We start from the raw sequence: 12,018 nt of genomic DNA on the forward strand, positions 1-12,018 counted from the left end.
GAAGTCGGCGAAGTACTGCCTCCAACTGACCTTCGGTTGAGCCCCATCGCGCGTCGGTATTACTCCATCTGGGTACGGCGTTGCGGGAGATCCCGTCGTTACAGATAGATTCGCTTGAGACATCTGAACTCCTTGAACTCAGTGCACGCGGGCGTCAATGAGGCCGCGCTTCAGTTATTTTTATTGGTGACTGCGTTTGAGCACTATCGCAACGAATCTAAGTACGAGGAGGCATCCCTCCGGGCGGCATCCGAGGTGGCATCCCTGCTGACGGCGAAGCCTGTGGCGAGCCGGCGCTCGGAAGAGGAGAACTGAGGGCAGCCATCATCGGGAAAGGCTCAAAACCGAACATGTCCCGTCCATTGATTTCAGCCATTGGATCGATGCGGAACGCACCATGCGTCGCCAGCACATGGATGTCGCGCACAGCGCGCTGGATCGGATTGCTGAGGACGACAGCCGACGAGCCAAGTGCAAGCAACAAGCCGTCGACAACGCGCAGGCACTCATGGATTTGGTGGACCAGGTCCATCGTGATCTCGGGCTCATTCCACGGGAAGAATTCCTCCTGCGCGACCGCTCGCCGGTCGATCTCGTCGGCATGACGCCAGAGCACCGCGTTGGCCCCGTTGATGACGGCACGGGCCTTGCCAGCAACGACTTGGATTGACGCCATCTCCGACATCGTCTTGTACGGGAGGTTGAAAGGTGGCCGCTTCGCCGCCTGCTCGAGGAACGAGTCCAGGGCACCCTCTGCGATACCGACCGCCAGCGCAGCGAAGGAACACGTAGTGGCGACCATGCTGCCAATCGTGCTGTGCTTGAAGGCCATTCCGGAGTACTTTCCGCGCAACGCTTCCGTCAGTCGCGGCAGGTCGTTAGTGTGGACGGTGCGGTAGTCCGGCACGAAGACTTCCTGATCCGCTCGGACGCTGTTCGAGTTCGTCGCCTGCAGCCCCATGACATGCCAATCGTCGACGATCGTATACTGGTCGTGCGAGAGTATCCCCATCGCGCGGCGGCGTTCTCCGCTTGCCGCATCGTCGTATTCGAATCCGACGGCCCCCCAGGCTGCGTGTTTGCTACCGCTGCCGAAGGACCATTTCCCCTTCACCATGTAGCCGCCGTCGACCTTGCGGCCGTCGCCGACCTTTGGCGCGAAGACAGTGGCGCCAAACATGATTGGCCCGACCCAGTCGCTGATGCAGGCGAAAACTTCATCGCGAGCCTTCGGATCGAAGCCCAGCGCGTTCCTGGCGGCGCTCGAGACAATCACGAGCCAACCAGCGGAGGCATCGCCCTGACCGAGCGCTTTCACGATCTCCGCCGAGTCGCGCGCACCCAGTGCGGACCCTCCAAGCTCGATCGGGATCGTAATCTTAAAGGCACCTACGCGATGGACAGCCTCAAGGGTGGCCGGCGCCAGCGCTCCGAGTTGCTCGCCTTCGGCAGCGTGCTTGCGCAACAGCGGCAGCAACTCGAGGATTTCATCGCGCATCCGACGCCCGACGTCGCTCAGGTAGGGCGACTCTGAAAACTTCGTCTGGCGGGTCAAAGACCCTCCAAACGGCGGCAATCCCGAAGGGGGACCTCCTACGGGTGGTGTAATGTCCAAGGTCATCAGTTGTACTCTACTTTGTTATTGTGGTTGAGAGTCAGGCTGGGTCAGGGACGGGGTCCTGGCGGTAGAACGAGTGCAGGCATCGGCGAGGGCTCGTCCGCAGACCCTATTTTCAATTTCCCATCGGGTTCTGGCCGGGCACCACTTTGCGGAAGGTGCTCCAATGCTCGGCGATCTTGCCGTTGTGGACCCTAAAGACGGTGAGGATATTCCACTCGTAGGTTGCGCCAGGCACAACTGGATCGGGTGCGAGCTCGCGCATCATGATGCAACCGACCTCTCCGTCGAGAATGACACTCACCACGGGGGGCGGTGTCGAACCGGCTATGGGCACAAGCCGGAATTGCTCGATAAGCTTGTCACGGCCGTGGCCGAACGCGTTCGGGTCGTGTTGGATGTAGTCATCGGCAATGTACTTGGTCATCACCTCGGCGACCCGTTCTTGCACCACATTGTCACGGACTATTCGGGAGAGGTCGGCCTCGAACTCAATGAGCAACCGCTTGATCGCTGTGCGCTCTGGCGACGGGTCGGCCGCGACAGCAGCCTTGTACTCGTCGTTATCAAGCCAGTTCATATAGATAGCGGGATCACTGATCTCGGCGATGGCGTTGACGATCTTGAATCCACTCACTTTCGTGGCCCTCCCTTCAGACCACTGGACACAAGCGGCACGCCAGGCATCGGTGACAAATTACTGGACATCTTGAGCTCCTCTTATTTTTTTGATCAAGAACTTCGACTGAACATAGACTGTACCGTACAGTACAGACTGTCAATTGCTTTTTGCCGAAGGCAAGGTGATTGCGTTTCCGTGAAAGGAGGCCATGGGACTAAGTTTTTGATTCGCCCATGCTTATAAGCTATAAGGCCGGTGACGGTCGGCGCTCTCTGTGAGCGCCTTCCCAATGCGACATTGATGTAGGACCTGAATAATGCCCCGCCCGCAAATCCAGATTTCCAGATCAAAACGAGAGTTGATCATGGCCGCAGCCGTCGATCTTCTATTGGCAAACGGGTACGAGCGAACGTCCATGGACGCAGTAGCCGCCAAGGCAGGCGTTTCAAAGACAACGGTGTATGCGCACTTCTCGGATAAACTTGAGTTGTTTCACGCCGTCATGGCAGAGGCCGCGTCGGACTTCGCGATCGACCTGGGCTGCGTGGTCGAAAGCCGATCGGTAGCCGATCCGCAAGAGCAACTCATCATTGCGTTGATCGAGGTGGTCAAGGCTGCGTCGGCCCCTCAGTTGACAGCTTATTTCCGTGTTCTCATTGCCGAGCTTGATAGACGCAGCGAGTTGCAGGCCATTTTTGAGCAGGTTCAGTCGGGAATGCCGGACGTGATCCGGATCTTGGCATCTCTAATCGTCGAGGTGGCCAATACTCGCGGTTATCGTGTCGAAGACCCTGAGCGATATGCGGCACTGCTGATCCGACTGACAGCACCGGGCACCCAGTTTGATACCCTGGTCTCGAACTTCCGCCCGCCGGACGAACTGTTGGCAGCGCATGTCAGGATCATCGTAAGCATCTTCTTCGATGGTATAGGACCGAAGGACGGCGGCGGAAAAGTCGCAACACTTCCTCCCGTCTATGTGTATCCCATTCGGACGATATAAACCCCGGACGATCATTAACCGTGCGGCAGGCGCTTTGTCGCTAAGCCGCGTAAAAAAAGCCAGCTGCGCCGCGACGTTGAACAGCACGGGCCATGCATTGCACTGAAAAAGGAGAACGGCTATGCCCAGTAAAACTCCACAGACTGCAATCTTCATCAGCAGCGAAACTGCCATCCACGATGCACATGACGTTTTCTTTCGCAGCAGCACCACCCAGGGCGGTCGAGTGCTGCGCAAAGGGCAAACCGTCACCTACGAATTGGAACGAGGCCCGGGGGTGCGAGTGGCAAGCGATCAATATTGAGATCGTGGAAGAACCGACGCTGAATTAGCGCCATCCTGCGCGCCGCCACTCGCGACGCACTTCACTAAAGCTGAAAGCGTGCCACCGCCTCGTTCAGCGCAACCGCCAGTTGCGCCAGTTCCCGACTCGCGCCATTGATCTGCCCGGCGCCAGAAGACGATTGCGCCGACAAGTCGCGAATGTTGACGATGTTGCGATCAACTTCCTTGGCGACCTGAGCCTGCTCCTCGGCGGCACTGGCGATGACCAGGTTGCGCTGGTGAATCTGATCGATGGACTCGGTGATCTGGCTCAAGGCACCGCCGGCCCCTTCCGCCAACGCCAAGGTGTCGGTGGCGCGTGCGGTGCTCGACTGCATCGAGGTCAGTGCGTGGTCGGACCCCGCACGCATGGCGGTGACCATCTGGTCGATTTCCAGGGTCGATTGCTGAGTGCGGTGCGCCAGGGCGCGCACTTCGTCGGCCACGACCGCAAAACCACGTCCAGACTCCCCGGCCCGTGCCGCTTCGATGGCGGCGTTGAGCGCCAGCAGGTTGGTCTGCTCGGCGATGGAGCGAATCACGTCGAGTACCTTGCCGATATCCCGCGACTGCTCGGCGAGGTGTTGCACCAGGGTCGAGGTTTCGCCGATGTTGGTGCTCAGAGCTTGAATGGCGCTGACCGTTTCGCCCACGCGATGCTGGCCTTCGCGCGCCGTCTCATTGGACAGCCGCGTGGACTCGGAGGTCGACACCGCATTGCGCGCCGCTTCATCCGCCGCCGAAGTCATCTCGTTGACCGCCGTGGCGGCCTGCTCGATTTCAGCGGTCTGTTTTTGCAGGCTGCGGCTGCTTTGATCGGTAATGCCGTTCAGGTCGGTGGCGGACGACGCCATCTGCCCCGCCGACTGGCGAATCAACTGCAAGGTACCGCGCAGGTTGACTTGCATGGCCTGGAGTGCGACGAACAGACGGGTCACTTCGTCATCGCCGGTGATCTCCACCGTTTGGGTCAAGTCGCCCTGAGCGACGTTCTCTGCCGCCCTTAGCGCATGACTCAGCGGCCCGACAATGCTGCGCGTCAGCAACCAGGCCAGCACCACGGTACTCAAACCCGCCACGATCACAAAACCAAACACCATGGTGCGTGAACGGCTGTACTGCGACTCGGCCGTCTGGCCCTGCTGGTTGATCTGAGCGTTGTAGTAGTCGGCCAAAGCGTTGAGCTGAGCACCGGAGCCATCGACCACGGTTTTCATGTCCACCAGCAACAACTTGTTGAGCTCGGCGCCCTGCTGCTTGTCGGCAAGGATGAACGACTGAGCCAACCCCTGCTGATACTGGCGCAACGAAACCTGGAACTGGTCGTAGAGGATGCGCACCTCAGGCGTATCGATCACCGCATCGAGATCGGCCAACCTTTTCGTCAGGTCCTGGCTGCGGGTGTCCATCTGGCTGCGGTATTGCGGGATGCTCGCAGGATTCGGGTCCAGCGCCATACGCAAAGAGATCGTACGAATGCGCAGCATGATCTCGCGAATATCCGCCACCAGCCGCATCTTCGGCACCAACCCGCTTTCAACCTGCACCGCACTGGCGCGGATACTGGCCATGTTCGACAGCGCGAAAAAACCCAACAGGGCCACGAGCAGAGCAATCAAGGCAAAACCCAGACCCGCACGGCGGGCGATGGAAAGGCTACGAAGGGACATTTTTTGGGCGGTCTCCGACAAGGGATACGACATCGTATGAGAGCATTTCGGCTTGTGAGGGCAGGACTTTAGCGATGCTCAGAAAAGTACTGTCGGAGATTTCCAACGAGCTGGAAACAAGTGGAATCTTTGCCCCTTCCCTTTTGCACTAATGATGAGGAAACGGCGTGCCGTATAAGCATCCAAGGCGTACAAGGACTTAGGCCTATGAAACGAAGCGCTTCTCGATAGACCGAGGCAGAAACGAAAAAGCCCCGTAGCTTATTCAGCTACGGGGCTTTTTCTATGTAATGGCGGAGAGATAGGGATTCGAACCCTAGGTACCGGTGAAGGTACAACGGATTTCGAATCCGTCCCATTCGGCCACTCTGGCATCTCTCCAACGGCGCGCATCATAACAGCCTGTTTCGCGGAAGCAAAGCTCGAATAGAGATTTTTTTCCGTGCTATCAGATGCTTGCGTCGATTACAGCGGTACGCCGAGGCGCTTGGCGACTTCTTCGTAGGCTTCGATCACGTCACCGAGGCCCTGGCGGAAGCGGTCTTTGTCCATTTTCTTCTTGGTGTCCTTGTCCCACAGGCGGCAGCCGTCCGGGCTGAATTCGTCGCCCAGGACGATGGTGCCGTCGTGGAACACGCCGAATTCCAGCTTGAAGTCCACCAGCAGCAGGCCTGCGTCGTCGAACAGCTTGCTCAGCACGTCGTTGACCTTGAGGGACAATTCCTTCATGCGCGCCAGTTGCTCAGCGGTGCCCCAGCCGAACGCCACCACGTGGGATTCGTTGATGAACGGGTCGCCCTTTGCATCGTCCTTCAGGAACAGCTCGAAGGTGTAAGGGTTGAGCTTGAGGCCCTCTTCCACGCCCAGGCGTTTGACCAGGCTGCCGGCGGCATAGTTACGCACCACACATTCGACCGGGATCATGTCCAGCTTCTTGACCAGGCACTCGTTGTCGCTCAGCAGTTTGTCGAATTGGGTCGGAATGCCGGCCGCTTCGAGCTTCTGCATGATGAAGGCGTTGAACTTGTTGTTCACCATGCCCTTGCGATCAAGTTGTTCGATGCGCTTGCCGTCGAACGCCGAAGTGTCGTTGCGAAACAGCAGGATCAGGCGGTTGGCGTCGTCGGTCTTGTACACCGACTTGGCTTTGCCGCGGTAGAGTTCTTCACGTTTTTCCATGATGGGCTCCGCTTTGAGTGAGGTGGGCTAGGCGATGTGTCGCCAGTCGAGCCCTGAATCTTGATCGGCCAGTTGCAGCCAGTCCGGGTCGCACCCAAGGGTATCGACAAAACATTGCCGGGCCAGCTGCGGCAGGTTGTTCTTGCTGCTCAGATGGGCCAGGACCAGGTGTTGCAGGTCTTGCCAGCCCAACTCATACACCAGGTACGCCGCCTGGTGGTTGTTCAAATGTCCCAGTTCGCCACCTACCCGCTGCTTGAGAAAGTAGGGGTAATGACCGCGAGCCAGCATGTCTCGGCAATGGTTGGACTCGATCATCAAGGCATCGAGGTTCCGGTAACCGTCCAGCACCTTGGCACAGTAGGAGCCCAGGTCAGTGAGTACGCCGAAACGTCGCTCTCCGTCACTGAATACATATTGCGTGGGCTCCTGAGCGTCATGCGCTACCGCGATCACATCGATGCTCAACGCGCCGATTTGCAGTTGCTCACCACCGGCCAGGAAACCTGCGGGCTCAATGGGTTTGCGCATCCCGCGCAAGGTGCCACGACTGAGGTACACCGGAAGATTGTAGCGTCGAGACAGTAAACCCACGCCATGCACATGGTCGGCATGTTCGTGGGTCACCAGAATCGCGCTCAGCTGCGAGGGGTGAACCCCCAGGCGCAGCAGACGTCGCTCGGTTTCCCGTAACGAAAAACCGCAATCCACCAGCACATACGTGTCGTCATGGGCGACCAGCGTACCGTTCCCTTGGCTACCGCTGCCGAGAACGGCAAAACGCACCGGATCAGCCCAGGTTGTCTTGAATCACGCCCAACACTTTGCGCGCTGTCTCAGCTGGCGCAACGGTATTGATGTTCTTCTCGACGGTGACTTGCACGCTTTCGCCAACCTTGCTCAAACGAACCTGATAACGCTCGGCGCGAGTCTCGATTTCTTCCTTGGTCGGCTTGCTGCCGAACAATTTGCCGAAGAAACCTGGCTCTTCATCTTTACGTTCGGCCTTTTCCGCCACGTTGATGTAGTACAGGCCCAGGCTGCGGTTGATGTCTTCAACACGCCAAGGGCCTTGCTCCAACGCGCGGCCGACACTGGCCCAGGCACGGTCCAGGTCTTCGCCGAGGTTGAGCACCACGTTGCCGCTGCCGTCTTCGGTGAGGCTGACGCGGCTCGGGGTGTCGTAATCACGTGCGGCGAGCAGGGAAACGGAACCACCCTTCTCGGAGATACGGCTCATGCTGGCCAGCATCTCGTCGACCAGTGCCGAGTCAACGCCAGTGTTGACCGAGCGATTGGTGAAATCGACGTTGGCGGTGCTGCCGGCAGGACGCTCGGCGCTGACGACGTAGACTTCACTGGTGTTGCGTTGCACGCCAGGCTCGATGCGCACGCGCACACGGGCCTCGCTGTCGGCGGCGACACCGCCGGCCTGCAGGCGCTTGGCCATGGTGGCGGACAGTTCACTGCCCTGCTGCCATGCCGTGGTGAATTCACCGGTCTGTGGACGCTGCTCGTCGATACGGAAACCGTTGTCCTGGAAGAACTGCACGGCCACCGGCCAGACTTCGGCAGGAGGGCGCTGAGCCACGATCCAGCGCGAGTCACCGCTCTTCTGCAGGCTGTAGTCGCTCGCATCCGCCACGGCCGAGATCGGCTGTGGACGCGGCACTACGTACTCACCCTTGGTGGTGTCGTCGGCAACGTTACGCGGAATCGGCAGCAATGGGTCAAGGCGCTTGGCGACGTTGACGTCCGGCGGCAGTTGCATCGGTTTGGTTGCTTGTGCTTCCAGGTAATCGCTGCCGCGGTCACGGAAGTAGCCTTCCGGGCCCCAGATCCAACCGCAGCCACTGGTGCTGGAGATAATCAAGGCAAGTGCGGAAAGTCCGGCCAATCGCTTCATGCGTAGTGCTTCCTCAATTAAACCAGGACGCCGGACTGGCGCAGGGCCTGTCGCAGCGGTTCGTGACAGGCTTCGCTGAGACGGGTGAGCGGCAGACGGATACCGTCCGGAATCATGCCCATCTCGAACAGCGCCCATTTCACGGGAATAGGGTTGGATTCGATAAACAGTGTCTTGTTGAGCGGCATTAGCTTCTCGTGGATCGCACGGGCGGTCACGGCGTCGCCGGCAAGGGCGGCGGCGCACATGTCGCTCATGGCACGCGGGGCCACGTTGGCAGTCACGGAGATGTTGCCCTTGCCGCCCAACAGGATCAGCTCGACAGCGGTGGCGTCGTCACCGGAATACACCAGGAAGTCGCTGCTCACGCCGGCCAGGATGTCCTTGGCACGTTGCATGTCGCCGGTGGCCTCCTTGATACCGATGATATTCGGCACGGTGGACAGGCGGATCACGGTCTCGGCCTTCATGTCGCACGCGGTGCGACCTGGGACGTTGTAGAGGATCTGTGGGATATCGACGGCTTCGGCAATGGTGCGGAAGTGCTGGTACAGACCTTCCTGCGTCGGCTTGTTGTAGTACGGGGTCACCAGCAGGCAGGCGTCGGCGCCGGCTTTCTTGGCGTTTTTGGTCAATTCGATCGCTTCACGCGTCGAGTTGGCGCCCGTACCGGCGATCACGGCGATACGACCCGCGACACGCTTGACCACGAATTCGATCACCTTGATGTGTTCTTCCACATCGAGGGTGGCCGATTCACCTGTGGTGCCGACCGCCACAATGGCGTTGGTGCCTTCTTGCAGGTGGAAGTCCACCAGTTTGCCAAGGCTGTCCCAGTCGAGATGACCTTGTGCATCCATGGGTGTGACCAGTGCCACCATACTGCCCGCAATCATGCAACCGCTCCTGCCGGAAAAAGAGAGCCGTAATGGTACTGGCGCCAAGATGCTTGCACAAGCGAAGTACCGCCTGAGGATGCGTTCTGGACCAACTAAACGACGGGCAATGCCATCATTGGGCTAAAGCGCCATGGAGAGCACGCTAAAATCCGGCCGTTCGCGCAATGAAACCGCCACCTCCTATCCCTTGGCGACGCTTTTCGCTACCCTTCAACCTTTGATCGATACAGCCCTCAGCGTATCGACCGCTCATCGTTTTAGGAAGGCTGCATGTCCACCCCCACAGTTCGCGAACAATTCCTTGTTATCAGTGCCCTCGGCGCCAACCCCATGGAGCTGACCAACGTCCTGTGCCGCGCCAGCCATGAAAACCGCTGCGCCGTCGTGACCTCGCGCCTGACCCGCCATGGCGAGTGCAGTGCGCTGGTGCTGCAGATTTCCGGCACCTGGGATGCCCTGGCGCGCCTGGAGACCGGCCTGCCCGGCCTGGCCAAGAAGCACGATTTCACCGTCAACGTGGTGCGCAGCGCTGCGTTGGAGAATCGTCCCCAGGCCCTGCCTTATGTAGCGTATGTCAGCTCGGCGTATCGCTCGGACATCGTCAATGAGCTGTGCCAGTTCTTCATCGACCACAACGTCGAGCTGGAGAACCTGACCTGCGACACCTACCAGGCACCGCAAACCGGCGGCACCATGCTCAATGCCACGTTTACCGTGACCTTGCCGGCCGGCGTGCAGATCAGTTGGCTGCGCGACCAGTTCCTGGACTTTGCCGATGCCCTGAACCTCGACGCACTGATCGAGCCATGGCGCCCACAGAACCCAATGTAAGGAAGTCCCATGGCAGTTGTCATCGACAAACCCGTAGCTGATTTCGAAGCCCAGGCCACCAGCGGCCAGACTTTCAACCTTGCCGCGCTCAAGGGCAAGCAAGTGGTGATCTACTTCTACCCGAAGGACAGCACCCCGGGTTGTACCACCGAAGGCCAGGGTTTCCGTGACCAGTACTCGGCGTTCAACACGGCCAATACCGAAGTGTTCGGCGTGTCGCGCGACAGCGTGAAGTCCCACGAGAACTTCAAGGCTAAGCAGCAATTCCCGTTTGAGCTGATCAGCGACAAGGACGAGGCGGTTTGCCAGCTGTTTGATGTGATCAAGCTGAAGAAGCTGTACGGCAAGGAATACCTGGGCGTGGATCGCAGCACATTCCTGATCGATAAGGATGGCGTGCTGCGCCAGGAATGGCGCGGTGTGAAAGTGCCAGGGCATGTGGACGCCGTGCTGGCGGCGGCGCAGGCGTTGAACCAGGCCTGAACTGCACCATTTTGTCGAAAAAGCTTGTGTGGCGAGCGAGCTTGCTCGCCACAGTTCGCCCCGGTCGCTACAACAAAGGCGCCACCACCGGCTCCTGCCGCGGCCATGCATCCAGCACCGCCTTGAACAGCGTGGCCAGGGGAATCGCAAAGAACACGCCCCAAAACCCCCAAAGCCCACCAAACAATAACACCGCACAGATGATCGCCACCGGGTGCAGGTTGACCGCCTCCGAGAACAGCAAGGGCACCAGCACGTTGCCATCCAGGGTCTGAATGATGCCGTACACCGCCATCAAGTAGATGAACTGGTCGCTCCATCCCCATTGGAACAGGGCGATCAAGGTCACCGGCACGGTGACCACCACCGCGCCGACATACGGCACCACCACGGAAATACCGACCAGCAATGCCAGCAGGGCCGCGTAGTTCAGGTCCAGGGCGATAAAAGCGATGTAGGTCACACCGCCGCAGATGATGATCTCGATAACCTTGCCGCGGATGTAGTTGGCGATCTGCCGATTCATCTCCTCAGCCACCCGAGTGATCAGCGCCCGCTCGCGGGGCAGATAACCACGTACCCAGCGGCCGATCATTGCGCGATCCTTGAGGAAGAAAAACACCAGGATCGGCACCAGTACCAGGTAGATCATGATGTTGACCAACAGCGGCAGGCTGGACAGAGAAAAGGTCAACGCCCATTGTCCGAATTTTCCGATCTCACCGCGAGCCACTTCAATGGCTTGCAGCACCTGCTCGTCCGACACCAGATGCGGATAGCGCTCCGGCAACAGCAGCAACAGCGATTGCCACTTGGCGAGCATGCCCGGTAACTCGTTGAACAAGGTGATCAGTTGGTGCCACAGCAGTGGCAATACCACCACGATGAACACCACGAGCAGCCCCATGAACAAGGCGAATACCAGCCCCACCGCGACTGCGCCCGGCAAGCGCAACCGCTCGAGGGTGGTGACCAGGCCCTGCATCAGGTAAGCCAGTACCATCCCCGCCAATACCGGCGCCAGCATCCCGCCCAAGGTGAGCACAGCCGTAAAGGCCAGAAACAGCAGGACCGCCAGCACCACGGCTTCCTCATCGGAGAAGTAGCGCTGAATCCAGTCTCGTAACACTTTGAACATCAATCAACCTCGGATGGGTGGGGCGAACGGTTCAGGCCTTGCGCAACCAGTAACGGTAAACACCGGCGACGTCTTCTTCATGCAGCAAGGTATGACCGGCCAGCTTGGCGAACGTGCGGAAATCACGCTGGGAGCCTGCGTCGGTGGCGATCACCTTGAGCACTGCGCCACTGGCCAACCGATTGAGTTCCAGCTTGGCCTTGAGCAAGGGCAACGGGCAATTGAGGCCGCTGGCATCGAGTTCGGCATCAAAGGCTACAGCGTCGGTCATGGTTTTACTCCGGGAACGCGTTCGGGCTGCTTAGAATATCTGGTCCGAAGCTCAGTGTCCGGCTACAGTAAGCT

General features: G+C 59.3%; 13 protein-coding genes and 1 tRNA gene. 4 read left to right on the forward strand and 10 right to left on the reverse strand.

Annotated elements, in window-relative coordinates; all coding sequences use genetic code 11:
* Positions 1 to 217: 217 nt before the first annotated feature.
* Positions 218 to 1,555 (reverse strand): oxidoreductase, encoded by a 1,338-nt coding sequence (locus tag ACLH0J_RS26415; RefSeq protein WP_411389726.1) that lies wholly within the window; start codon positions 1,553 to 1,555, stop codon positions 218 to 220.
* A gap of 178 nt (positions 1,556 to 1,733) precedes the next feature.
* On the reverse strand, positions 1,734 to 2,255 hold the full coding sequence (locus tag ACLH0J_RS26420) for a nuclear transport factor 2 family protein (protein WP_411389727.1): 522 nt from the start codon (positions 2,253 to 2,255) through the stop codon (positions 1,734 to 1,736).
* Between the two features lie 349 nt (positions 2,256 to 2,604).
* On the opposite strand from ACLH0J_RS26420, the gene ACLH0J_RS26425 reads away from it, so the two are divergent.
* Together ACLH0J_RS26425 and ACLH0J_RS26430 are read left to right on the forward strand one after the other, a co-directional pair.
* The gene (locus ACLH0J_RS26425) at positions 2,605 to 3,243 is read left to right on the forward strand and encodes a TetR/AcrR family transcriptional regulator (RefSeq protein ID WP_411389728.1); all 639 of its coding nucleotides are present in this window, start codon (positions 2,605 to 2,607) and stop codon (positions 3,241 to 3,243) included.
* Positions 3,244 to 3,364: 121 nt separating this feature from the next.
* Positions 3,365 to 3,547, forward strand: coding sequence for a hypothetical protein (locus tag ACLH0J_RS26430; protein ID WP_411389729.1), 183 nt, complete (start codon positions 3,365 to 3,367; stop codon positions 3,545 to 3,547).
* Between the two features lie 64 nt (positions 3,548 to 3,611).
* On the opposite strand, the gene ACLH0J_RS26435 is transcribed toward ACLH0J_RS26430, so the two are convergent.
* The 6 genes from ACLH0J_RS26435 to dapA form a co-directional block, all read right to left on the reverse strand.
* Entirely contained in the window at positions 3,612 to 5,237 is a 1,626-nt protein-coding gene (locus ACLH0J_RS26435) for a methyl-accepting chemotaxis protein (protein ID WP_411389730.1), read from the reverse strand.
* Positions 5,238 to 5,528: 291 nt separating this feature from the next.
* A tRNA-Ser gene (locus tag ACLH0J_RS26440) sits at positions 5,529 to 5,618 on the reverse strand.
* A gap of 84 nt (positions 5,619 to 5,702) precedes the next feature.
* Positions 5,703 to 6,416, reverse strand: coding sequence for a phosphoribosylaminoimidazolesuccinocarboxamide synthase (gene purC, locus ACLH0J_RS26445; RefSeq protein ID WP_078834595.1), 714 nt, complete (start codon positions 6,414 to 6,416; stop codon positions 5,703 to 5,705).
* Between the two features lie 27 nt (positions 6,417 to 6,443).
* Positions 6,444 to 7,202: an MBL fold metallo-hydrolase gene (locus ACLH0J_RS26450; RefSeq protein WP_078834596.1), complete on the reverse strand. Its 759-nt coding sequence runs from the start codon at positions 7,200 to 7,202 to the stop codon at positions 6,444 to 6,446.
* A gap of 4 nt (positions 7,203 to 7,206) precedes the next feature.
* Positions 7,207 to 8,322 carry an outer membrane protein assembly factor BamC gene (bamC, locus tag ACLH0J_RS26455; protein WP_411389731.1) on the reverse strand — a complete coding sequence of 372 codons (1,116 nt, stop codon included), beginning with the start codon at positions 8,320 to 8,322 and terminating at the stop codon, positions 7,207 to 7,209.
* A 17-nt stretch (positions 8,323 to 8,339) separates the two neighbouring features.
* Entirely contained in the window at positions 8,340 to 9,218 is an 879-nt protein-coding gene (dapA, locus tag ACLH0J_RS26460) for a 4-hydroxy-tetrahydrodipicolinate synthase (RefSeq protein ID WP_411389732.1), read from the reverse strand.
* 273 nt (positions 9,219 to 9,491) lie between these two features.
* Here dapA and ACLH0J_RS26465 point away from each other — a divergent pair, with 273 nt between their 5' ends.
* Positions 9,492 to 10,052, forward strand: coding sequence for a glycine cleavage system protein R (locus ACLH0J_RS26465; protein WP_003172487.1), 561 nt, complete (start codon positions 9,492 to 9,494; stop codon positions 10,050 to 10,052).
* A 9-nt stretch (positions 10,053 to 10,061) separates the two neighbouring features.
* The gene (locus tag ACLH0J_RS26470; protein WP_411389733.1) at positions 10,062 to 10,535 is read left to right on the forward strand and encodes a peroxiredoxin; all 474 of its coding nucleotides are present in this window, start codon (positions 10,062 to 10,064) and stop codon (positions 10,533 to 10,535) included.
* Positions 10,536 to 10,602: 67 nt separating this feature from the next.
* Here the strand turns inward: ACLH0J_RS26470 and ACLH0J_RS26475 are convergent, their stop codons facing one another.
* Together ACLH0J_RS26475 and ACLH0J_RS26480 are read right to left on the reverse strand one after the other, a co-directional pair.
* A complete protein-coding gene (locus ACLH0J_RS26475; RefSeq protein ID WP_411389734.1) occupies positions 10,603 to 11,673 on the reverse strand; it encodes an AI-2E family transporter in 1,071 nt (356 codons plus the stop codon).
* Between the two features lie 31 nt (positions 11,674 to 11,704).
* Positions 11,705 to 11,944, reverse strand: coding sequence for a sulfurtransferase TusA family protein (locus ACLH0J_RS26480; protein WP_003172483.1), 240 nt, complete (start codon positions 11,942 to 11,944; stop codon positions 11,705 to 11,707).
* Positions 11,945 to 12,018: the final 74 nt, after the last annotated feature.

This window comes from Pseudomonas sp. MPB23 (genome assembly GCF_046605395.1).
In the GTDB taxonomy this organism is placed as follows: Bacteria; Pseudomonadota; Gammaproteobacteria; order Pseudomonadales; family Pseudomonadaceae; genus Aquipseudomonas.